Source organism: Calothrix sp. CCY 0018 (assembly GCF_963920925.1).
Lineage (GTDB): Bacteria > Cyanobacteriota > Cyanobacteriia > Cyanobacteriales > Nostocaceae > Rivularia.
This window is the reverse complement of sequence record NZ_CAWUDI010000060.1, coordinates 1-25379: the sequence shown is the minus strand read 5'-3', so window position 1 is coordinate 25379 and position 25379 is coordinate 1. Positions and strand designations below refer to the sequence as shown.

Below are 25379 nucleotides of genomic sequence, written 5' to 3'. Positions count from 1 at the left end.
AATTTTCATCCAAAATTTAAAAAGGACTCAACCCCATGATTTATTCGTAAAATAAATCCAAAATCTGGTGCAGGAAAGTTTGGGGTTCGTAAATCTACCCCCCAACTTTCCGCAAAATCTAAAAGAAACGCATCCGTTGTCAAAATCCAAAATTCCCTATGACAGCTACTTTACCTGTCGCTTCTCAAACCGAAATCTTCTACCCCAGCGCTGATGGAGAACCAGTGGCGGAAACTTTTGACCATCTTTATGCTTTATTAACTACTCTGGAAGTTCTGAAGCAATATCTGGCAAATCGTCAAGCAACGGTTTTGGGCGACCAGTTTTTATACTACTCCCAAGGTTTTCCTAAATTGCGGGTTGCGCCGGATGTAATGGTAATTTTCGATGTTGCTCCCGGCGGACGCGATAATTATAAACTGTGGGAAGAAGGGCAAGTCCCCAGCGTAATTTTTGAAATGACTTCTGGTGGTACGCAAGATAAAGACCAGATTTTCAAGAAGACACTTTACGAACAGTTAGGTGTCAAAGAATACTGGTTATTTGACCCCAAAGGTGAATGGATAGAAGAAAAATTGCGCGGCTATAGATTGCGTGGGGAAATCTACGAATCTATTACCGATAGCCGCAGCGAACCGTTGCAATTACGTTTACAAGTAGAAGGGCGATTAATTGGCTTTTACCGAGAAGATAACGGCGAGAAGCTGCTGATACCCGACGAATTAGCAGCAGCCTTACAGCAAGAAGTTGTAGCAAGACGGCAAGCAGAGGAACAAGTAGAACAAGAACGTCAACGTGCCGAACAACAGCGTCAACGCGCAGAACTTGCTGAAGCTGAAGTGGAGCAGTTGAAAGCGAAATTACGGGAAATGGGCGCTTACCCTGACGGAGAGATTTAGTTTTTTAATACTTTCTTTTAAGGGTATTTACGTAATTGCGTTTGTTATGCTTGAAGCTGTTAACAGACGCTTTTTTATTTTATATAAATAATTTGTAATGAAATCTAATCGTACTTGGGTAATCGCCTTTTGGTTTTACATCGGAATTATTTTATCAATATCTATATCGGCTTATTTAAAGATTATTCCTACTGAAATAAAACAATTCCCTTATTTCGACACAATAATGCATTTTCTGTTGATGGGATTTTCGGCTTTTTTAGGACATTTAGCATTTAATAAACGTAAAATAAATATTTTCCGTTTTTCTCTTCCTTCAGTGCCGATTATTATTAGCGTTTTTGTATTAATAGAAGAATGCTTGCAAATATTTTCACCTAACCGTAGTTTTGATTTAGTCGATTTGGCGGCGGATTTTTGCGGGATTGTTTTGTTTACGTTGTTAGCGGAGAGGGTGAAGATGAAGGCTTGTGAAGGGAAATAGATTAAATTAGTTCGTAGTAGCGCTACTACGAACCCATTTATTACTAAAAATCTGTCTCAATAATACTTGCTGCTGCTTCTTTAACTTCAGGAGAAGCATCGTTTTGAGCGGCTTGTTTGACAAGTTTGACAACTTCGGGAAACTGTTCGCGAACTTGCCATAAATTTCTTAATAACGTTAAGCGAACTGTGACTGATTTTTCTGAGGTAAATGCCTGCTTTTGGATTTTAAAAGTTTCTGGATTTATCTCTCGGTATCCTAATGTTGTTGCGGCTTCTAATCTAACGCTATCGTCTGGATCTTTGGTTAATATTGTTGTAATTACATTGTCAACTTGCTTATTATCAATTAACCTTAATGCTGATGTTGCAGCGCCACGAATTTTTACTGAAGAAGCTTTTGTAAATGAGACTATGGTATCAAATGCGTTTGCAGAACCAGTATTTCCTAAGACTAGTAAATATTGTCTAGTTTGTTCTTCAGATTTTGCTTTTGAGAGCTTTTGTACGAACTGCTTGACGATTTTATTCTTTCTAGTTGGCGATGCTTCGGTTAAATTATACGCCACTGTTCCTAAAGCTAATTGAGCGGTAGAAGCAATCCGTTCGTCGTTAGAATTAAATGCTAACTTACTTAAAATATCTTCTGCTTCTTGAGTCGGATTATTTACCGAACCCAAACTAGGAATTAACACATACATTGCATCCCAATCTTGACTGCGAGCGTTGATAATATCGGTAAGTGCGGTTTGTGCTTGGGAATTACCTACAGCACTTAATGCTCCCGATAGAATTTGCATAGTTAAACTCTGAGCATCGGCAGTAGCTAATAGTTTACCCAAAGTTTGACTTGTCTCTGGCTGTAAATATACTAAAGCTTTTAATTTGAGATATAGAGGAGTATGGTTTTGATTTTCATCTGATGAAGCTTCAGCTTTTTTTAAGTCAGCAAGTAAGGTTTCTAAGGTAGCATCTCCTAATTCTTGACGCTGGATTTTGGCTTCTGTTTCTGCTTCTGAGGGAGTTGCTGAAAGTGCTACCGATTGTGATAATAGATTGCGTTCTGTTCTAGCATTTTGTAGTTTAGTTAATTGTTGGGGATTTAAAACAGTTTGGCTGATATAAGTCATATCCAACTCAGTTTTTACTTGTCCAACATTCTTCTCTGAAATAATTATTTGTTGTAATTCTATACCTTTAAGAGAAATTAAATATCCATTTTGAAGGTTAAAATTAGCGGTTAACTTACCTTCAGGCTTGATTGTAGTCTTTACATCTGATGCATTCGGTTTTTTAGCGCTAGTTGATTCTAAATAACGCAACTTGGATTTTTCAAATTTTCCCCAACTACTTTCATAACGAGCAATATACTTACCGTTGGGGTCATCTTCTTGAGTTTCCCAATTACTAGGATTACGGTCGGAACTAGGGGTGACAAACTGACTAATACCTAAAAGAGTACGAGCAAAATTTTGAGCTATATCGCTGACATTTTGGTCGAAACTAACAGAAATAACTTTACCTTGAGAGTTAAGTTCGGCAAAAATATCTTGTTTTAAATCTCCTTGAATAAGTTGCCCTTGCTCTACTGCTTCTTGTCCGCTAGAAGTAATTTTGACTGTGGAATTTGGTAAACTATAAGAAAGAAGTATTTTATCATCTTTTTGTTCTAAAACTGTAATAATTAACTGACCTTGAAGGCTGACTTGAAAGTCGTTTATAAAAGCATTAACTCCCGCTGGTGCAGCAGAATTATTAGTTTTTATATCTTGAAATAAAACTCTCAGATCGGACTTAGAAGAATTTTGATAATCAACATTGTAAACTAAACGTTGACCGGGAGTAAATTGGTAAGCTGGTAGTGTTTGTTGATTTAAAACTCTAGAAGTTAAAACATTACCAAATTGACTAAATTGTTTACCGTAAACAACTGCTCCCGGAACGGCAAAAATCAGTAAACCAGAAATAATTAAAATCGATTTATAGCGTTGAGATAATCTTTTGATTTGTCGGTGAGTATTGAAAGACATAGTTTTAGAGGGGGGAGATGGGGAGATGGGGAGATGGGGAGAGGGGGGAGATGGGGAGATGGGGAGATGGGGAGACAAGAGAAATATCAAGTTTCTAACTCTTAACTCCTAACTCTTAACTCTTAACTCCTAACTACTCCCTACTCCCCACTCCCTTTAGATGTAAATTCTGTTGGAGCCACGGAGTAAGTAGCCTCTTTGCTTAAAGCCAGTCCAGTCAAAGATGTTCCAATTCCACTGTTTCTTTCTCCAGGGTGGAATACCAAATCTGGGCACGTAGACGTAAGCGTAAGCATAAACTTTACCGCTGAGGGCTTCCATATCGTTGTAAACAGAATAATAAGTTTGCAGATATGCGCGATTAGCTGAAGCAAAACCGACTCTGGCTGAAGCGTAAGCGTTGAGATTATCTTTGAGCAACAATAAGTTGACCCCTACACCAGAACCACCAACTACGATATCAGCACCACCCTGTCCATAAGCTCTAGAATCGACAAAGGGATTCAATCGTGCATAAGCTAATCTAGATGCACCCGAAGCCGCCATATTATATCTGAAGCCGGCACTTCCTCGAACGCCAAATCTAGCGCTCATCGGAATTGGCCCGACGAAGAACCTAATATTGGCAACTCCGAAATCTAAGGAGCGAGAGAAAGAGTCTCCTTTGGAAAAATTACTTGCAAATCCGGTTTGGAAATTATAAACGTTTTGTTTGGCAACATATAAACCAGCATTTACGGTACCTCTACCGGATACGGGTGCATATACAGTTGCTGTCCCGCGTGCTAATTCAAAGTTGCGATTGAATGCATAGCCACCACTACTACCTTCAGCAGAAGCTCTGGTATCAGTTCTAGAACCTTTTAACTCTAGTTTTCCTTTGAGATAAGCAGCGAAAGTACTTCTCTTACCAACCTCCTTATCCCAACTTCTGGTATATGTACCGGAGCCGGAACTTGATTGAGCAAGTTTGAAGTTGCCTTTAGTTTGTTTGAGTTGAGGATTAATCTGCTGTATAGTACCTGGATTAATTTGAGGATTAATCGGCTTTATAGTACCCGGATTAATCTGAGGATTGTCTATTTGAGGTACTCCCCCTGGTAATCGAGGATCGATTTGTTTTATGGGGCCTTTCTCAATTGTTCTAAGAACCTCACTTGGCTCCAATTCCTTTTGAATCTCAACACTGAGGTCAATTTTTTCGGGAGTTTTTTCCAGAAGCTGTTGCTGCTTTTGTAACTCCTGCTTATTAATAGTAGAACTTTGGATGGTAACTTCTTCCGCAGGCTGACGTAAAGAATAACCGATTTGGTTAAATTCTCTTTCTAGCTTGTTTAATTGAGCGTAATATTCTCCAGCTTTGACTTTTTCACCATTAGGTAAAGTTAGTATTGTACTTGGCGGTATTGGTTTTCCCGTCTCTGGATCTTTAACCTCAAAAGCTTGGAATTGAGTCGGCTTCTGCTTGATAACTTGAATTTGATTCCGATCAAGTTGAACGCTTTCAATATTTTGGTTTATGGGTGCCTTGTTAATTCTAACTTCACTAGGATTGGGACGTTCAAATCCTTTGATAGGAGCTTCTATTTTATCAATACTTATCGGACGTTCAAATTCTGCCGGGGCTTGAATACTGCTTTGTGCAGTCACTGGTACGCTAGCAGCTACATTTAATGTAGAAACTGCGATCGCACTAGTAAAACTTATTAATCGTTTCATTTTTTCAACCTACGCTTGGTTGTGTTTGGCTTACATTTCTAAGTATGCACGGTTAATAAGTTTACGACTTGAGTTAAATTCTGGACTACTTTACCTAAGTAATTTAACTGTTATCCGGGAACATTGAGTGCTTTTCAGGAATCTTCAGGTAAATTGAGGTATATAAAGTAGGGGTTTACATAAATGTATTTCTCCTCATAAATTTCGGTTCCCTTCCTGAGTAAATCTAGAAAAATGGACTTTGTATTGGATGAAGCGCTGAAAATTGCGAATAATCTTATCTACTCTAGAGCGCAGAGAAATCTGACGGATGTTGAAACGGCGATAATTCGGGGTGCTTGGCACAAACAAGATTATGGAGAGATTGCTGAAGAAAATAACTATACTTTAAGTTATATAAGTCAAGATGTAGCGCCTAAATTATGGAAGCTGCTTTCGGAAGGTTTGGGAGAAAAAGTTAAAAAAAATAATTTCAAAGAAGCGTTAAAAAGATGCTTTCAAGATAATTCTATTGCCAAGGAAAATGTACCGTTACAAGATAATTTTGGTAAAGAAGAATCGTTAATTATTACCGATAATTATATAAATCGTCCTCCCGTGGAATCTATGTGTTATCAAGAGATTTCTCAGCCAGGGGCGTTAATTCGGATCAAAGCCCCTTGGAAGATGGGTAAAACTTGTTTGATGAACAAGATTTTTGATTCAGTAGTAAAGCAGAGTTATAAAACAGTACATTTAAACTTGCTGCAAGCCGATGAATGCACTATCAAAAGTTTGGATAAATTATTGCGTTGGTTGTGTAGCAGCATCAGCAGACGGTTAAAGCTAAAAAATCATGTAGCCGATTTATGGGATGCAGATTCTAGCAGCAATGATAACTGTACTGCTTATTTTGAAGATTATATTTTCGCGAATGTAGATACTCCCTTAGTGTTAGGTTTAGATAACGTAGATAGAGTTTTTAAGTATCAAGAAGTTGCAGCAGATTTTTTCGGATTATTGCGTTCTTGGTATGAAGATGCCAAGTTTATTGATGAGTGGAAAAAATTGCGGTTGATAGTAGCGCATTCAACAGAAGTTTATATTCCTTTAAATATCAATCAATCGCCTTTTAATGTTGGATTACCAATTGAATTACCAGAATTTAATCTTGAGCAGGTTCAAGAATTAGCCAAACAATACGAACTCGATAAAGATTGTATTCTTCTCGAAAAACTTATGGCAATAGTCGGCGGACATCCCTATCTTTTGCATAAAGCATTTACTGATATTAAAAACCAGCCAAAAGTAAAAATAGATGAGTTTTTGCAAACAGCAGCTACCGAAGCCGGATTATATAGAAATCATCTCCTAAAAATTAGTCAAGACTTACAGCAAGATTCTAAATTAATCGCAGCGATGAAAAATGTCATCGAAGAATACCAGCCAGTCAGAATTGATTCGGAGCAAGCCTTTAAACTTCACAGCATGGGATTAGTGCATTGGTGCGGCAACAAAATAGAACCTCGCTGTAATTTATATCGCTTGTATTTACACGATTGCTTGTTGGCGTAGATATTAACCAATGACAGAAGAATCAACCTACGCTTATAAATATCAAGGGGGAAGTTTACCGGCAAACGATCCAACTTATGTTAAACGAAATGCAGATGACGAACTTTATCATAGTTTGAAAGCCGGAAAATTTTGCTACGTACTCAACTCGCGTCAAATGGGTAAATCGAGCTTGCGAGTTCGTACTATGAAAAGGTTGCAAGCTAACGGTACTGCTTGTGCTGCAATCGATTTAACCGCGACTGGCAGCCAAGTCAGCTCAGAACAATGGTACAAAGGTATTGCCTATCGCTTATTTAGAACTTTTGGAAGTTCACTTCAAGTTGATTGGAAACAGTGGTGGTGCGATCGCGATTTTCTTTCGGGAGTACAGCGCTTAAGTGAAATTATCAACGAAGTATTATTAGAATCTATTTCTGAAAACATTGTCATCTTTATTGACGAAATTGATAGCGTTATCAGTTTAGATTTCCCAACCGATGATTTTTTCGCATTTATCCGCAGTTGCTACAACCAACGCGCCGATAATCCTAAATATAACCGTCTGACTTTTTGCTTGCTGGGAGTCGCAACACCATCAACTTTAATTGAAGACAAAAGACGCACTCCTTTTAATATTGGTCAAGCAATTGAATTAAAAGGTTTTAAACTAGAAGAAGCCAAATTATCTTTAAGTAAGGGATTTGTAAACAAAGTAGATAATCCCGAACAAATTTTAGCAGAAGTACTATTATGGACGGGAGGACAACCGTTTTTAACTCAAAAGTTATGCCAATTAGTAGTTGACGCGGAAACCAAAAACCCCGACATTACCGAGTTAGTGCAAACCCAACTAATCCAAAATTGGGAAGCACGAGATGAACCAGAACATTTGAGAACAATACGCGATCGAATACTTCACGACAAACAACGTGCTGTAATTTTAATAGAACTTTATCAAAGAATTTATCGTCAAGGCGAAATCGAAACTACTAATAGTTACGAAGAAGTAGAATTACGATTATCTGGATTAGTAGTTAAACAGCAAGGTAAACTGAAGATAGCTAACCGTATTTATCAAGAAATTTTTAATCAAAACTGGATTGATAAACAATTAAGTTCATTTTGGTTTTTTGAGCAGGAATGGAAAGAGTTAGATACAAAACCTAGATTACCTCCATCAACTGCATATTTAGCTAAAATCTTCAGTTATTATGGGATATTATTGCTTATTTGCGGAATTTCTCTTGGATCATCTTATCATTTATCTGGTAGCGAACCTTGGATAAAAGATTTTGGGGAATATGGAAGCTTAATTGAATTTGTTCGCAGCGCTTTTTTGCTAATCAACCATTTTTACTTAGTTGGCATTGTATGGAGAAAAGAAGCTTTAGAGGTTTTAAGAAGTAAATCTAAATCTGTAAAAAAATATCGTTTTACAGCAATATGTTTATCTAGTTTTATATTTTCATTTTTACTTTATCACTTAATTTTTTTACTACCTCAACAGATTTCTGGATATGAATATAGCAATGAAAAATTTAGAGATTATTATCTGCCAATAATTTTGTATTTTCCCTGCTCTTTTGTTTTATACTTTTGCGTAGCAGTACCTTTTTTCTTTGTTAGTGTTTATGCTGCTTTTCAAGCTTACAATCAAAGTCTTAAAAGAACAATTAAATTAAATTATCGATTGAAAGAAATAGAGAAAAATTTTAATATTCTTCAAGATAAAACATCTCAAGTCGTTAAAACAATTAACCGGAATTATACAAAATACACCTGGGGTTTTATTAATGATATCGCTCCATATATTACTCTCTTAATTATTATAGAAATTATTAGAAATTTTGAATTTAGATATGGACTTGAAACCATGTCTTACAGCGGTCAAAAATGGACAATATTAGCTTATTTAGTTAGTTTGAGCAGTTGTCTAATTATTATTGTCTGGAATTTCTCACTTTACCAACAAGCATTAACTAAAACTTCCTATTGCTTATCAAAACTTCAGGCAGATACAAGTAAATTTGAAGCAGATAATAATGTTTTAAAAGTTTTATTAAAAATCATTCGCTGTCAATTTAATATTTGTCTGATTATAATATTGTTTATTTTCAATGTTTTAACGATATTTACAAGTTAAATTGAGAATAGGGAATAGGGAATAAGAAAAGATAGTAAATAAATTGACACAAATAAAACCAACTATGTAAAGAAATTTAATTTGCTCCAAACGGCTGGGATTGCTTCCTCGTGCCTCGTCGCAATGACAAAATACACTTACGTTTAATTACGCTCACCTACTTAATAATTTTATAAATTACATCTAGTAATGGTAAAGTCCTGTAATAAAACAATGAATTTCCGAATTATCCAAAGACAAATAAGTGAAGCTGAAGCAAAATTACTAATTCAAGAAATCAAAAAAACACCATACATCATGGGCTATACCTTGAAAGAATGGTTGAAAGCTCAAAATATTATGGTTGCTGAAGATGAAAATGGTAACTTAGTCGGAGTCTGCTTAAATTACGATCTAAATCAGAAATGGCATAAAATAGCAGCCTTATTTGTTTTAGAAGAATTTCGAGGAAGAGGAATTGGTAAATCTTTATTTTATGCATCTGTAGAAAAGGCTTTAGAAAGAGAACATAATATATATGCTTCAAGTGCGAATCCAATCACGATCAAAATGATGGATGATTTGGGTTTTACGAAATTTGATAATTTAATTGATTTTCCGATGGAATATAGTCAAGATAAATGGTTGATTTATTCACATAGTTTAAAATGGCTGTTTAATTCCTATAGAGTACGGGAAATAATTCGGAAGAAAATTCTTTATGGGCTTGGGGAGCCTTTTGTTTATGGGGTAAAGTGTTGAGAGAAAGAGTATTAAACTTCTGATTTTAAGAGCATCTTAGTAAAATTTGCAATCAACATAATCTAATTAGATGCGTCTACCGTAAGTTTTGTAATCGCAACTATCGAAACTATATTTCAGTAATAATAACTATTTAAACTGTAATTATACGGTTAGGAGATTTAGTTTATTGATTGAATTAACAAAAATTAGCATTTCTCTTTTATTGATTTACTATCTTTAACCTCGTATTTCTAATTAACCTATAGCTTATTCATGTATTTTCACTTGCTTTATCAAAATATTTTAAGTAAATTTACTATTGGATTTTCAATATTGATCTAGTTAGGATATAACTTCATAAATAATTAGTTAAACCTATATTTTTTAGCATAATAATAAAATTTTATGCTGCGAATATCGTATTCACAGATCGGCTGAATCAATTTTAATTCAGTCTTATTTTCTGCATAGGGGCATTTATTATATGATACTTATTTATAAAATTGAGTTTAATGTGTTTGGAGTAATCTATGAATTTTAGATACTTCAAGCATTGGTTGAGATATTTCTCAATTCAAAGCATTGTTGCTCTAATGTCGATTTTTTTATCCACTGCATTGGCTCAAGCTAGTTCAAAAGGGGCAATTGACTGGATTATTGTAGTAGATACTTCTGGTTCTATGCGCGGTGCGGGTGGAACCAAAAATATATTTAATCAGGTAAAAAATTCGATTACTGATTTTGTTAATACTGCTCAATTAGGCGATACGGTAACTATTTACAGTTTTGATAAAGATGTAACTTTACAGACTCAAAATATTCCTATTAATAGCAACTCAAACCGAGGACAACTTAAACAAATAATTGCTTCTCTTAAAGCTGATGGTGTGCGTACTCATACGGGTAAAGCTGTACAAAAAGCCTTGCAACATTCAGCTTTGTTGAATCAACGTAGTGATGCTCTTGGTCGTACTGTTAGCATATTATTTTTAACAGATGGAGTGGAAGACGTAAGTGGTATTCCGAATCCGGTTCCGATTCCCGATAATACTATACTTTTGCCTCAGCAACAATGCAAACCTTATATATTTTTCGTCTCTTTAGGATTAAAAGAACACGAAAAACAGCTAAATAATTTTGCGAATAATCCAGCACTTTGTGGGAAGGGAAGGGTATTACGGGACCCCGGAGGAGTTGAATTAAATCGACTGGCTCAAAATATCCGACCTGTATTAGTAGAACCCAAGCTTGATGTTAATTTACCTGCTGCTAAATTGCCATTAGTATCACCTGGAACAATTACTGAATCTTTTAATATTAAAGGTATGAGTAATGTTAAAAATACCGTAAGCTTGAAATTGGAAGATCCGAAAAATACTGGTATACGTTTAGTTTCAAATAATAATAAAATCGATTTAGCAGCTAATAAAGAAATATCTATTCCCATTCGCTTGCAGATTCCAGCCGATGTACAAGGAGGTGTTAGCGGGTTGCGGTTGGTATTGGCAAGTGAAAACAAAGCAATAGCACCGATTACCGTTGACTTACCTGTAACTATCAAAGCGAAGTTGCAAATACAACCGACGAAAATAGATTTTGGATCTGTGGAAGTCGGTAAAACAACTTCGATTCAAACTTTGGTAGTTCGCAGCAATATATCTGGAAACGCGAAATTGCAGCTACAGGAATCTCAAAAAATTTCTGTCGTACAACCAAATTCACCCGTATCTTTGCAAGTCGGAGAAACTAAAATTCCTTTGCAGTTGCAGGTTGCAGACAATAATTCTGAAGGCGATCGCACTTTTACTTTACAACTAATCCCAGAAAATCCGATTGCCAGTCCGATGGCTGCGTCGGTTCAATTAAATGTTCTGATACCGCTATGGCGAAAAATAATAGTTTGGTCTTTATTAATACTATTGTTACTGTTAATTGCTTTGATAATAGTTTGTTTAATTCAGCGTAAAACACCTTTAGAATTGCTTCAAGATATCCGCACTCGTAAAAATTTAGAAGGAGCGCTGATAATTTTGTCACCACCGCCAAAATCCTCAGAAGATGAAGAGATTAGTCTAACTAATCTGTATAAAAGTAAAGTATGCTTGAGCGATATAATACCAGTAATTGCTGGAACTGATTCTGATGCCGAGTTAGTTACGGTGAGAGAAGCAGGACAAAAGAATATCGATTTACGTTGTTTAAAAGGTAATATTTTTATCAACAGTAAAGAGGTAACTACAGATGAACTTTACGATGAGGACATAATCGAGATTGGTAACGTCAAGCTCCAATTTAATTGGATTGAGCATCAACGACAGACAAACTACTAAATAAAACTATTAAATCAAACTTTCAAATAATTATATCAAAGGAGAGTTTATGTCACGTCCTACGGTTGTATTTCGTCCTACCGTTGTTATTGGTTTAGGCGGTACGGGTTATGAAGTTGTACTCAAATTGAAAAAGCGATTCATCGATGTTTATGGTTCGGTACCAGAAATAATTCAGTTTCTTTCTATTGATACCACAGAAAACATCCAGGAACGTGAAAAATCCCCAGATGGTAACAAGGTTGTCTTAGAGCCAAACGAACTTTATGCTATATCTGTAGCAAATCCAGGCGGTTTGGTAGGTGGACGCAACGAACATATCGATGAATGGTGGCCCAAACAAATTCCCTCACACGGTATTATTAACGGTGCCGGACAAATTCGCGCTAGAGGCAGGTTAGCATTATTTGCTAAAGTTAGTGATATTAATAGTTTGATAGGTCAAGCAATCAATAAGGTACGGGGAATTCGCACCAGCAAACAAGCATTTTCAGATAACTTTCAAGTTTCTAATCGCGATGGTGTGGAAGTTTTTATTGTTGGTAGTTTGGCTGGTGGAACGGGTAGCGGTACTTTTTTAGATACGGCATTTTTAGCAAGACAATATCTTAATAGTTTTTCTAATATTACGGGAGTCTTTGTTTTACCCAGAGTTTTTTCTAATCTTGCTCAAACTCACATGGTAAAATCTAATGCTTATGGCGCTCTCAAAGAAATCGAACACTTTTGGAATTTATCACCATCGAATGCCATTGAGATTAATTATGGTATTTCTAAAGTAAAGTGCGATCGCCCTCCTTTTGATGCGGTATTTTTGATTGATGGTATTAACAAAAAAGGCACTGTAGTCAGCCGTCCTGACGATTTGCAGAATTTAGTTGCCGATGGCTTATATATTCAAATTGGCTCTCAAATCGGTCTTGATGCTGCTAACGTTGCCGATAATATTCGCGCTTATTTAGCGACTGGAGAAAAAGTCAGAGGTCGTAATATTAACTACTGTAGCTTTGGTTTTGCTACCTTAGCTTTACCCGTACAGCAGTACAATAGAATGATGCTGGAGGATGCTTATAAGTTGCTCAAGGATGAGTTGATTGCATCTACCCCAACAATCGATTTTGACAGCGAAATAGAGCGGTTTTTACAAGAATGCAAGTTGGGAGAAGCGAATACTGTCCTTAATACTTTGACTGAAAGTAAGGGTGGAGGACAGATAAAAGCCGAATTTAGAATTGGTGAAATGCGCTTTGAGCGTACAGCTTTGACAACTATACAAGAATTGTACAAGCGGCAGTTTGATAAGATTGAGCAACAGGCTTCTAGAGAGATAGGAGTAAATTTCTATAATTTAGAACGGGCTACAACTGAGGCTGTATCTACTTGGTGGGAACGCGGTATCAATCGTCCCAACGGTATCAATTATGCGCTGCAATTTTTGACCAAACTTTCCTCGCAACTTGATGAATTACAGCAGAGCGTACAGCGGAAGTCGAAAGAAGCGGAGTCTAGTTTTAATGTTTTGAAATTAGATTCACAAGAAGAAAAGATTAAAAAAACTGCCGAAGCTTTGTTTGGAAATAAGAAGGCTATTCAAGCTGCTTGTCAGAGATACAAAGAACGAGTTGATCAAAAGTGGAAGATGTATTTACATTGGAAACGTTGCGATAAAGCGGCTGAACTTTACGGTGTATTGCGAACGAAAGTAGAAGAAAGTCAGGAAAAGTGCCGTTTAATTCATAGTAATTTAAATAAAGTTTTCCGCGATATCCAGCAGATTCATAGTTCTGTAAACCGTCAACCAGCAAACGATAATCCTTTTATTCATACTATCCAACGTGCCAATCTAGAATCGAAACGTCCTCATATTACTGGTGAAGACTTTATCCGTTGGTATCGGGAACAGTCTCAAAGCTTGACTAGTTGGGCAGAGAAAAAAGCTGAAAATGTCAAAAAAGAAATCATTGCATTTTTAGTTGAGAGTTATCATCCTCTTACCAGTATGAGCATTGAAGAGGTTTTGACAAATAGTAATCCAGAAGATGCAGGAACAGATTTAGAACAGCTTGGTAAACTAGCAGTTCCGCTGTGGCAATATGAAGAATCGGAAATTCCGACTCAACAGCAACACGTAATTAATGAATTTTATTACTACGGAGTTGAGAGTAACAATACAATTTTCAGCAATCCTCCGCTTTCAAGTCGATTACCCAAAGGAAGAGAAAATCCTTCTTTTGTACCGACAGGTGAACCTCATAAAATTACCTTATTCCGGGTAGAAGTAGGTGTGCCCTTATTTGCCTTCAATGGTATGAAGGATATGGAATTGGCTTACTTAGATCCGAATAAAGTGTTCCCGCATTTAGATCGCAAATGGACTAATTTACCTAATTTAATTCCTCCCGAAGACGACGGTGGAGCCTTACGCTGGTTTGCTTTAGCCTTGGCACCCAATCCGTATAAATTAATCGTCAATCAGAAAAGGGAATATCTTGTTTATACAGATCAAGCGCGGAAATCGGAAGACGGACTTTTACCTTTAGGTGGCGATCGCAAATCCGCATTTAAAGCTTTTAAGAGTAATTTACCTTTAATTAAAGAAATTTCTGACAAAGTTGAAAGTATGACCTACGATTCGGAGGATAAAGCCAAGTTAGTTCTAGAAGATTACATCAAGTATCTAAATAAAGTTTTAAGCGGGGGAAAAGTTGATTCTCAAATAAGAGAACAGGTGGAAATGGAAATTCAGGAAATTGAATCATACCTCGAAGATTTAGATGTAATTATCTAATAGGAATAATCTACGCTTTTGTCAGTGTTATCATGCCAAAACCAACTATATTAATTGCACTCGATCCTCATAGTACCGCTTTCTGTAACGCCATTAAAGGGCAACTTGAAGAATTAAATAATATCCAAAGCCGTTTAATTCAAATTTATACTTTAATTCGGGAAAATCAAACTTTTGGCTTTAGCTCTGAGTTAAATAATGCCGATAATAGTTTTGATTTAGAGAAAAATAATAGCAAACAAATTTCTGTAGAACAAATTAACGAACAATTTAATCAAACTACTAATAAGCTGCAAACAGAACTAATTGATTTAATTAAAGCTGCGACTCAATCGGAATCAGCAATTGCTTTGAAACGTCAAGGAGTAGAAATAAGCAGCACCCATAGAATCTATCTCATGATGTCAATTAGCAACCCTGAAGTTAGGGGAGTAGTTTTTGAATTAGTGCGGTTGATTCGCTGGTTGTTTAATAAGTATTTTACTGATGTGAGTTATAGCTTAGAAGGTTTATTGCTGCTACCGGGATTATTTACCCAAGTCACAACCCCTGATTACGGTACAGCCTATGCCCTTCTGCGCGAGTTAGATGACAAAATGAGTGGTGGTGTAGGAAACACTCAAAAAATACCGCCTTTTCATAACATCTGGCTGTGCGATGAACGAATTGGTGGACTAAAAGATAATTTAACCAGCTATGCTGATGCTTTTGCAGGCTTTCTCACCGTAGAAGCCGAAACCAACAATTTATTAATTGGTACGCAAAAAGTCCGAGGAAAACTTCCCGCTTACAGTGCTTTTGGCTATGGAGAACTATTTTTCCCCAGCGAAATAGTTATCAACCGTTTAAGTGCTTCTTTAGCTTATGATATTTTAAATCGGCAGTTTTTACCGCAGGCAAAATCTACTTTAGAAATAAATCGTAAATGGTTATTAGATACCAAAGAATTCATTCTCAGCGAAGATTTTAGCAATGCTTTTCTTGAACTAGAAAGAGATAACGGTAAACCAGTTTGGCAAGATTTTAACCCGCGCATTAATCTGCGTGCTGGGATGGCACAAGAGTTTGGGATGGAATTAAAGCGTGCTTATAAGCAATTTGAAAACAAAGAATTACTTTCCTACAAACGGACATTAGAAAATTCTTGCAAACAGATGCAGGTGTCGCTAACTGCCTTTTTAGATAGCAGAATTAATCATTTTGCCGATGCTACACCTCAAGGCTTGGATGAAGCAGTTACCTTATTAAATCTTCTAACTTATTTATATTTAGAACTGCAAACCGATTCCATTAACGAAGAACCTCAAAATCTAATTACTGAATTGCGTGCGGCAGAAGCGTTTCTTGATTCCAAATTAGAAGTAAAAATCGAGAAGGAAAATACTAAAACTCTCCTCAATAAAATTTATTATTTAAGATTGCAGCGGCAACAATTACAAGATAGTTTAGCTCAAACATATTCGGAGGAACTACAACAAGAAATTCAAACAATTCAGGAACAGTTAAAAAATGTAATTGATGAGTATCGTCAAGCATTAAACCTAGAAATTGAACAAACTCGACAACTTCGTTTTGCAGCAATTACCCATACCCGCGAAGAAGCAAAAAACGCAATTAATGCGAATATACAGCACCTAACCACCGCTGAAAATCAACTAGAAACAGCTACAGATAAAAGAAATGAACTAATAGAAGAAGAAAACCTTTTCCGCAAACAGTATTTATTTATTTTCCCTACATTTATTGCCGTTGCTTTAGTTAGTATATTGATAATTACTGGAATTTTTAGTCAATCAACATTGTGGCTATTCTTGCAAAAGATTTGGGGTAATTTAGTTACTTACTTGTTAGGAAGTGCGGGGGCAGTTTTAGCTTACTTAGGCATTATTTGGCTGAAGTATAGTAGTAAGATTCGCCATCGTCTGGCAAAGATTCACAAACAAATTAAACGATTAGAAAGCAGTTTAAAAGCGAGCGCTGTAGAATTGCGTCGCAGCTATAACGAACAATTAAAATTAGAGTATGAACTTTACGCTCAAAAACTCCGCGTTGAGGCTTTAACCTATCTAATCAAAACAACCAAACAAAGAGCGAATGCTTTACGTCAATCTCTGGCTAATTTCTCAGAATTACACAAAAATTTAGTCCAAAAGCGCGAACAATCTACAACAAAGTTTTCTGAAAATCGCCTCTCAGTTTTAACAGATGCCGATATTGATGCTTATTACCAAGACTTCCTCGCAAAATTTCCAACCGAGATATTTACTCAAAAAGTAGTAAGTCGTTCTAAATCGTGGAAAATTTCTGGAGAAGAATTTCAAAATCAACTTATCCCCTTTACTCGTCAGCAATTCGATCAATTAAGTAATTTGTCTGTTGCTCAAGTATTAAAGCAATCGGAATTAATTGCGGAAAACACTGCGAATATGCGATTAAATCAACTATACGATAGTGCTAACCTGCTGGTGCGAATTCAAGATATTGATGCTAACTTAAACCCAACTTCCCAACCAGAAACTACCCTCTGGGTGTGCGCTGAAGATAAAGAAGAAATGTTTGAAACCTACACTCGCTTTAGTCGAACTTTAACCGCATTAGTTGCTGAAGACAAACGTAAATTGTGCATATTAACTCGTTCCTTGGGCTTTCCGGCTTATTTCCTCAGTCAAATTGAATTTTACCGCGACTGCTACGAGCGTACCCAAAGCGAACAAACCGAAGCAAATGATATTCCCGATTTAATCCCAGATGACATCGGCTCAAACAAAGAATTGAAGCTAGCCTATCAAAACTTATTGTTGGCGATCGCACTTGGGTTAGTATCGCAAAATACTCAAGGAGATTATCAGTTCAACGGTGAGTTAATTGGTAAAGATCGAGAACAAATTAGTCAAGCTTTAGTAAATGAATTTAACTTTTTAGAAATATATGAAGAAATTAAACAAAGTATAGAATCATTTGAACACGATTTGATTTACCAAAAGTTACAAGAATTCGGGACATCTATCAAAGATTTGACTCGTTACGAACGTAAAATTTTAGATAATCTTCTTTCGGAATATAATCCTTTGAATTAATTATTTTTAAGTTAGATATTAGATATGACAATTTAAAGCAACCGCCAAAAAATCTGAATAAAAATCAAGAATTTGCTTAACTTTCAAATCCCAGGTTTAAAAGTACCTGGCGGTTAAAACCGCTACTACACTTCGCATTGTCCACCTGCGTGGACTTATTATATTTACAACCCACGGAGGTGGGTTTTGCTTGTGTAGCCGCGACTTACAGTCGCCAGGTAGAGAGTATATAATTAGACTTTAAAAACATCCTCTAAGACTACTAAGTAAGAATTGCAGTCTACTTGAGTAGACTTTGTTTATTAGCCGCTTAATTTATTCTAAGGCGTTTACTGATAAAAGTTACATACAACAAAAATACCCCTAGTAAATAAATTCTTAAAGTTTTAAAAAAATAATTGCTGATATTTTGTAATAAAAGTAACTTTAGTAACTTGTTTGCATCAAAAGTATAAAGAGTATTCATATTTTTTGCCAAGAGAGAAAAATTACTTAGTTCGATATTTTATATCTTTGATTTTAATTTTTACATTAGAAACATGATGATTTTTATTACCTAACTATGCTGCTTAAAGCAAGCTTTGTGTCAAGCTTTTAGCTCAATTAGTCTGAGATAGCAAAAAATCAGCCAAACAACTGCTAGTATTGGCTTTTAGAGCTTACAATTGCGGCAATATTTTAATTAAAATCAGAAAAAAATCTGCAAAATTATCAATATCAAACTAGAGTCACATTACTAGATTGACACTGAGATTGTTAGTAATTATCGCAACATCAAAATCTATTTTTATATTTATATTTCAAGCAGTTTCTTAAGTCTTAAATAATACAATTACTCGCGCTTTTACTAAATAAATTGATACGCTATACTAAGGTAAATTAAGCATAATTTTGCGCTTGTAGGATTATTTTATTGCTCGCAATTTCTGTATTTTTATATGGTTAATCTATGGACTTCTGCCGAACACGCTTTATCGTACTTAGCACAAGCGGATAACATTCCCCATCGCACTGAAGGTGAATCAGTGCTGTTGGAGGAAGTTCCTAAAACGGTGAAGCGCATTCTCGATTTGGGAACTGGGGATGGACGCTTGCTAGCACTACTTAAAATTGAACGTCCAACAGTCTCATCTGTTGCCGTAGACTTTTCACCAACAATGTTAGAAGCGGTAAAAACCCGCTTTCAAGATGATTCTACGGTGGAGATTATTGACCACAATTTAGATCAAACTTTACCCGAATTAGATGATTTTGATGCTGTTATTTCTAGTTTTGCCATTCATCACCTCAGCCACCATCGCAAACGTTCGCTTTATGTAGAAATATTTAATCTATTGCAGCCCGGAGGTATTTTCTGCAACTTAGAACACGTAGCTTCACCAACAGTTCGTTTGCACGAAAAGTTTTTAAAAGCTATAGGTAGAAAACCATCAGAAGACGATCCATCCAATCAGCTTTTAGACGTAGAAACTCAATTAAAGTGGTTGCGAAACATTGGCTTTGAGGATGTGGACTGTTATTGGAAGTGGCTAGAATTAGCGCTACTAATTGGATTAAAACCCAAATTACATACAACCAGCGATACGGTGCAGTGAATGAATTTAATTTGGCTTTTATTAAAGGCTTCTTGGATGCAAGTGGCGATCGCCGTTTTTACAGGTTTAATAAGTGGTGGAACTACAGCGCGATTAATTGCGTTGATAAATAAGGCTATTAGCGAGGGGTTTCAAGCGTCAGATAGTTTCAGCGACTTGGCTTGGCAGTTTCCAACTTTGGCATTAATAGTAGTTGTTAACAGCATTATCTCGCAAGTTTTACTGATAAATCTGTCTCAAGAAGCCGTCTATCAATTACGGTTGCGTTTGAGTCGAGGAATTTTATCTTCTCAACTGCGGCACTTAGAAAAGTTAGGTACCTCGCGTCTTTTGGCAACCCTAACAGAAGATGTCGCAACCCTAACCGCGACAGTCTACGCAATTCCTTTTATCTGCGTCGATCTAGCCATTATTGCCGGGTGTTTGCTGTATTTATCATTCCTATCGAGTACGGTATTTACTTTTACCGTCGGCTTCGTAATGATAGCTATTGGCAGCATTCAATTATTAATAAACAGAGCCAGTGGTTATTTAATTGCAGCGCGAGATGAACAAGATCGTTTGCTCAAACATTTTCGCGCTATCACCGAAGGTATTAAAGAGCTTAAACTCCATAGCGCTCGCCGTCAAGAGTTTTTTGAAGATGAATTGCAGCATAGTGCAGCCATATGTCGCGACCAAAATTCAGCGGCTTTATTAACCTTTTCGATTTCTACTGGATGGGGAAATTTATTATTTTTCGTGCTTGTCGGTTTGCTGCTATTTTTATTACCGCAATTCGCACCAGTTGCACCGGGAGTTTTGTCAGCTTATATACTTACAGTTACTTATTTAATGTTGCCTATGCAGAGCATATTAGATAAGTTACAGGCTTTATCTAAAGCTACCGTAGCACTACAGAAAATTGAAAGAATGGGTTTGATTTTAGCTGGTAATAAAGAAAACTATATAGAAGGGCAGGAGAAAGATATAAAAACATTTTCCAAATTGGAATTAAAGCAAGTCGTTCATGCATATCCAGGAGAAGAAGAAAACCGCTTTAGTTTGGGGCCTGTTGACTTAACGTTTAAGCCGGGAGAAATTGTATTTATAGTTGGTGGTAACGGAAGCGGAAAATCGACTTTAGCCAAATTAATTACCGGATTATATATTCCCGAAGCAGGAGAAATTAAATTAGACGATCAAGTTATTACCGATGATAACCGCGAATGGTATCGCCAACACTTTTCGGTGATATTTTCCGACTTCTACCTATTTGAAAAACTGTTGGGAATGGATAAACCAGCCTTAGACGAACAAGCTGAGGAATATTTAAGACAGTTAAAGATCGATCATAAAGTAACCATACAAAAAGGTAAACTATCAACCACCGAACTTTCACAAGGACAACGAAAACGTCTAGCATTATTAACAGCTTATTTAGAAAATCGTCCGATCTACCTATTTGATGAATGGGCATCAGATCAAGATCCAATTTTTAGAGACATTTTTTATAAAGAAATATTAATGAACTTGAAAAAACGCAAAAAAACAGTATTAGTTATCAGCCACGACGACCATTATTTCCATCTTGCAGATAGGATAATTAAATTAGATTACGGTAAAGTTGAATACGATAAAATTAATTCTGAATTAAGTGTTAATAATGGGGCATTGAGAATTGGGAATTGAGAATTGGGTTCGTAGTAGCGCGGTGACTCGCCTCCGGATTCCAGAATATGAGGCGAAGACAGCGCTACTACGAACCTTTAATTCCCCAATTCCGCAATTCGGTTAAAATACATGAATGAACAACAAACACCTAACAATCAAACAACTCACGCAAGAAGTTGGCGGTGGTTTGACTCCCAGGATGGTTAGGCATTATCACAAGTTGGGGTTACTACCAGAAGCACAACGTTCCTCCGGTAATTATCGTCTGTATACTGATACTGACGTGCAGCATTTGCGGCGAATTTTGGCGTTGAAATCTCAGGGTTTTCAATTAGACGATATACGTCAATTGTTGGATTCTCCGGAGGTGATGAGTTTCGATGCTTTGGCTTCCCAATTACAGCAACAATATCATTCAGTAACGGAACAGTTGGCGAGATTGCGACAAACAGCGTCGGCTTTAGAAGAATTTTTACAAAGAGATAAGCAGCATCAAGACACGCAATTACAAGCGTTAGAACAATTAAAAAAAGTAGAAATAGAATCCGCTTTTGGATTGCAAGAATTAGATCAACTTTGGGATGGTTTGGATGCAACTTGTAATATCCAACCAGAAGATTTTAGCGAGTCGCTACAACAAATATTGCCGGATTTATCGAAGAAAAACGAAATTGAAAGAGATTTGCTTGCCAAACTGGTGTTTGCTTGTGGTGATGTCAGCTTGGTAGATTTTGTTCGGTTGAGCAAAGATGCCATAGTTGCAGCCAGACATCATCTCAAAGCCGCCACAGAAATTGTTGCCGACGTTTCCCCAGTGGTAGCAGCACTCGACCATACACGAATTGCACATTTAGGCGCTAAAGTCAAGACTTTAATTGACGACCCCCACATTCATAGCGTTGATGAAGCGGAAAGAAAGTTTTGCCAAGATAAACAACTGTTAGAAAAATTGAAGCAGTTAAAACCGGGCTGTATTTTAGTTATCGGTTATACGCCATCGGTGTTAATGTCAGCGTTGCAGCTTATAGAAGAAGAAAAATTAAAACCATCTTTAATTATCGGAATGCCCATCGGCTTCAATCATGCTCCAACTGCTAAACGTCGTTTAATGCATTCCAACGTAGAATATATTACCACCGTGGGAACTCTCGGTGGTGGATTGTTAGCTGCTGTAGCTTTAAATGCTTTAGTAGGTTCGCTGATCGAAAGGCCAGATTGTCATTGTTATCTGAGTCATAGGGAGTAGGGAGTAGGGAGTAGGTAAGAGGTAAAGGGTAACTAAAATTTAAAATCCAAAATCAAAAGTTCGTAGTACTTACATCTTGCACCAATGTCGTTAAGCCCAAATTTCCGCCTTTAAATAAATTTAAAGGCTCATATACAAAGTACGTTAAAACGCACTATCATCGCCTCAAAACCTTGCCTAGTCTGATTTATCAGACTTTGTATATAAGCCTGGGAATTTATTCCAAGGCGATGCAGGAAAGCCAACTGAGAATGGTGCAAGATGTCTGTAGTAAGGACTTTAGTCCTTTAATTTAGAACTAAAGTTCTTACTACAAACCTTAATAAACATTCAAATCCTGCATCGCTAACCGAATTTGTTCCATCCGCCTTCTATTAACTCCTAAATCGGAATCTCCCACGCGAGATGCAGAACGGATATGAATTACGTCTTCATCGGTGGGGAAGTAAAATTCTACATCGTCGGTAAATTTAAAAATTCTGCTTTTAGAAAGAGCGTGAATGTAATTATCAGTTTGTTCTACAACTTCTGTACGGGGAACAACCGTAAGAACTTTGAGTAAAGTTTCTTTGGCTTTATCGCGATCGCCATGATAGGGAATCGGCTCAATAGCGTGCTTTTCGTCACCATTTTGACTGACAACGCAATTAGGGGAAGTTGGACAAGAAGTAAGATGATTTTCAGTAATACCTACTGCTAAAGTCGGAGTAGGGAAGATTAAAATACTAGTTAAGCTCAGGAATATTACGCAAATAATAGAAATTGAACGATATATAAATGACATTAAGAAAATACTCCTCAAGGTTTAATTAAAGTTTACCTCGATCATTTTCCGTCATTTTGGGTGTTTGTTGCTAAAAACCTCACCCCCTTCCCCTCTCCTTACCAAGCAAAAAACCTCACCTCCTTCCGCTCTCCTTGATAAGGCTACAGTGTACACACAATTAGTCTGTCTCCACATGGGTTTTGGGGATTTCAACCCCGTTAAATCGTCATTGCGAGCGGAGCGAAGCAATCGCAAAATGCTGTGATTGCTATGTCCTGACGGACACGCTTCGCTAACGTCGTTCCTCCATTCCCTAAGAGGGAACACTAAGCCCTTCGGGCATACTTCGTGAACGTGAACGCAATGACAGGGCTTTGAGAGATTTAGCTAATAACTCAAAACCTAGTTCCAGGTAGGATTTTAAGACTTCTGTGTACACGGTAGCCTTATCAAGGAGAGGGGTGTCCGTTAGGACGGGATGAGGTTGCAAAAATACGGTTAAGAATTAGTCCAAAGTATCTTTGGCATTATTAACAGCACCTTTAAAAGCATTCTTTGTCGCATCTACTGCACCTTTAGTATGTGCTGCATCTTCGTTAGCGCGTTTTTGAATAGTTGCTGCGTCTCTGTTAGCTTTACGCTCTAAGAAATTACCGCTTCCATCTGTAGCGTCTTCTACTCTATCGGCATTATTCTTAGCTGTGCTTTTAACTTGATTTTTTACATCATCGATAAAACCCTTGGTGTTTTGAGCGTCTTCGCTGGCTTTCCCTTTAGCATCACCACCCAAACCAAATATAGCCAAACTAGGATTGTTGTTTGCTGCGATCGCGATATTATTGCTGAAAAATCCAAACGTAGCAGACAAGCAAAACATTGCTATAGCTAAGAAACGACCGATTTTAGCAACTTTTGAGGTTAAAGATGTTGATTTCATCGAATATTTTCTACCTGTAGATTTAGCATTCTATTTTTAATTGATTTTGGTCAACGGGTAGAACTTTCTTTTGGTAGAAGTTATTTAATTGGGAAGGATGAACTTTTTGTGATGGAACTCTGACTATTGACTCAAGATGAGCGATCGCTTTCTCCACTCGCAATGTTCTAGACATCGAGATCCCCCCAACCCCCCTTAAAAAGTGGGGCTTTGCGTTTACTCCTAACTCCTAACTCCTAACTTTCCCTGATTTAATATGCCGTACAATACTTTCACTTTAAGTAAAGCTAAGAAGGATTTCGATTTAGTTACAGTAGAGTCAGAAAACTTGTTTAAAGATGTTGGCAGCATAGAACCTTCTGCTTTATTAATTGAATTGCTAGAAGAATACTTACCGCTAGCAAGGGCAATAAGTACAGAAAAAGCCAAGTCGGAATTATTAGTAATTCCAATATTGGTAGAAATTAGAAAAATTCTTTCTAGAAAAATCAGTTTATTTTCTGGGAGTCTTTTTAATGTTGATATTTCTTTAGGCTTGACTGGTAATGTTGATTTTTTGATTACGTTGAGTGAAGAGATGTACGCAATAACTTCTCCTGTTGTGACGTTAGTTGAAGCCAAAAACGATTTAATTACGTCGGGGATAGGGCAGTGCGTAGCTGAAATGGTAGCAGCACAAATTTTTAACAAAAAGCAAGATAATCATCTGTCAACGATTTACGGAGTAGTTACAACTGGAACTGCTTGGTTGTTTTTGAAGTTAGAAGAAAAGACCGTTTATATTGACAATCAGGAATATTATATTGACAATTTGGGGAAGATAATGGGGATTTTGGTGAATTGCTTAGAGAAAGCAGGGGAGTGATAAATATTAACCTAGATATTATTATTGTAGGTAATGTCTATCTTAGTGCTGGCTGATGACTGAGGAAGAATTGCTACAGGTAATTGAACGAGCAGCAGCAGAGGGAGCGACGGAATTAAGGCTTTCTAGTAAAGAGTTGACGGTTTTACCAGCAGAAATTGGACAACTCACCAATTTGCAATCCCTTAACCTCTCGGAAAATCAACTCAGTAGTTTACCACCTGAGATTGGACAACTTACAAATTTACAATCCCTTGACCTCCGTGACAATAAGCTGAGTAGTTTACCAGCAGGAATTGGACAACTCTCTAATTTGCAATCCCTCAACCTCTTTGATAATAAGCTAAGTAGTTTACCAACAGAAATTGGACAACTCACCAATTTGCAATCCCTCTGCCTCTTTGATAATAAGCTAAGTAGTTTACCAGTAGAAATTGGACAACTCACCAATTTACAATCCCTCGGCCTCGAATACAATAAATTGAGTAGTTTACCAGTAGAAATTGGACAACTCACCAATTTGCAATCTCTCGACCTCGAATACAATAAATTGAGTAGTTTACCAGTAGAAATTGGACAACTCACCAAT

Annotated in this window: 18 protein-coding genes; 13 read left to right on the top strand and 5 right to left on the bottom strand. The window is 36.8% G+C overall.

The annotated features are described in order from the left end of the window. The first annotated feature begins 158 nt into the window (after positions 1-158). Together ACM03V_RS30245 and ACM03V_RS30240 are read left to right on the top strand one after the other, a co-directional pair. Entirely contained in the window at positions 159-899 is a 741-nt protein-coding gene (locus tag ACM03V_RS30245; RefSeq protein WP_414624513.1) for a Uma2 family endonuclease, read from the top strand. Positions 900-996: 97 nt separating this feature from the next. After that, positions 997-1383, top strand: coding sequence for a VanZ family protein (locus ACM03V_RS30240; protein ID WP_414624512.1), 387 nt, complete (start codon positions 997-999; stop codon positions 1381-1383). A 43-nt stretch (positions 1384-1426) separates the two neighbouring features. Here the strand turns inward: ACM03V_RS30240 and ACM03V_RS30235 are convergent, their stop codons facing one another. After that, positions 1427-3412: a HEAT repeat domain-containing protein gene (locus ACM03V_RS30235; RefSeq protein ID WP_414624511.1), complete on the bottom strand. Its 1986-nt coding sequence runs from the start codon at positions 3410-3412 to the stop codon at positions 1427-1429. 156 nt (positions 3413-3568) lie between these two features. Further along, positions 3569-5131, bottom strand: a complete 1563-nt coding sequence (locus ACM03V_RS30230; protein WP_414624510.1) for a hypothetical protein — start codon at positions 5129-5131, stop codon at positions 3569-3571. A gap of 234 nt (positions 5132-5365) precedes the next feature. Between ACM03V_RS30230 and ACM03V_RS30225 the strand changes: the two genes are divergently transcribed. From ACM03V_RS30225 to ACM03V_RS30185, 9 genes are all read left to right on the top strand, one after another. Beyond that, on the top strand, positions 5366-6685 hold the full coding sequence (locus ACM03V_RS30225) for an AAA-like domain-containing protein (protein WP_414624509.1): 1320 nt from the start codon (positions 5366-5368) through the stop codon (positions 6683-6685). A gap of 10 nt (positions 6686-6695) precedes the next feature. Next, entirely contained in the window at positions 6696-8810 is a 2115-nt protein-coding gene (locus ACM03V_RS30220; protein ID WP_414624508.1) for an AAA-like domain-containing protein, read from the top strand. Between the two features lie 213 nt (positions 8811-9023). Continuing rightward, entirely contained in the window at positions 9024-9551 is a 528-nt protein-coding gene (locus tag ACM03V_RS30215) for a GNAT family N-acetyltransferase (protein WP_414624507.1), read from the top strand. 512 nt (positions 9552-10063) lie between these two features. Continuing rightward, a complete protein-coding gene (locus ACM03V_RS30210; RefSeq protein WP_414624506.1) occupies positions 10064-11863 on the top strand; it encodes a VWA domain-containing protein in 1800 nt (599 codons plus the stop codon). A 49-nt stretch (positions 11864-11912) separates the two neighbouring features. Further along, positions 11913-14651, top strand: coding sequence for a tubulin-like doman-containing protein (locus ACM03V_RS30205; protein ID WP_414624505.1), 2739 nt, complete (start codon positions 11913-11915; stop codon positions 14649-14651). Positions 14652-14683: 32 nt separating this feature from the next. Beyond that, positions 14684-17728, top strand: a complete 3045-nt coding sequence (locus tag ACM03V_RS30200; protein WP_414624504.1) for a hypothetical protein — start codon at positions 14684-14686, stop codon at positions 17726-17728. Between the two features lie 938 nt (positions 17729-18666). Continuing rightward, on the top strand, positions 18667-19323 hold the full coding sequence (locus tag ACM03V_RS30195; RefSeq protein WP_414624503.1) for a class I SAM-dependent methyltransferase: 657 nt from the start codon (positions 18667-18669) through the stop codon (positions 19321-19323). Beyond that, positions 19324-20994, top strand: coding sequence for a cyclic peptide export ABC transporter (locus ACM03V_RS30190; RefSeq protein ID WP_414624502.1), 1671 nt, complete (start codon positions 19324-19326; stop codon positions 20992-20994). A 115-nt stretch (positions 20995-21109) separates the two neighbouring features. Beyond that, complete coding sequence (locus ACM03V_RS30185) at positions 21110-22222, top strand: precorrin-8X methylmutase (RefSeq protein ID WP_414624501.1); 1113 nt, start codon at positions 21110-21112, stop codon at positions 22220-22222. A 319-nt stretch (positions 22223-22541) separates the two neighbouring features. Here the strand turns inward: ACM03V_RS30185 and ACM03V_RS30180 are convergent, their stop codons facing one another. From ACM03V_RS30180 to ACM03V_RS30170, 3 genes are all read right to left on the bottom strand, one after another. Then, entirely contained in the window at positions 22542-23006 is a 465-nt protein-coding gene (locus ACM03V_RS30180) for a DUF1499 domain-containing protein (RefSeq protein WP_414624500.1), read from the bottom strand. Positions 23007-23493: 487 nt separating this feature from the next. Further along, a complete protein-coding gene (locus ACM03V_RS30175) occupies positions 23494-23925 on the bottom strand; it encodes a hypothetical protein (RefSeq protein WP_414624499.1) in 432 nt (143 codons plus the stop codon). A gap of 22 nt (positions 23926-23947) precedes the next feature. After that, the gene (locus ACM03V_RS30170) at positions 23948-24100 is read right to left on the bottom strand and encodes a hypothetical protein (RefSeq protein WP_414624498.1); all 153 of its coding nucleotides are present in this window, start codon (positions 24098-24100) and stop codon (positions 23948-23950) included. Positions 24101-24181: 81 nt separating this feature from the next. On the opposite strand from ACM03V_RS30170, the gene ACM03V_RS30165 reads away from it, so the two are divergent. Next, on the top strand, positions 24182-24790 hold the full coding sequence (locus ACM03V_RS30165) for a hypothetical protein (protein WP_414624497.1): 609 nt from the start codon (positions 24182-24184) through the stop codon (positions 24788-24790). 55 nt (positions 24791-24845) lie between these two features. After that, positions 24846-25379 (top strand): leucine-rich repeat domain-containing protein (locus ACM03V_RS30160; protein ID WP_414624496.1); only part of this gene is annotated, 534 nt, incomplete at its 3' end.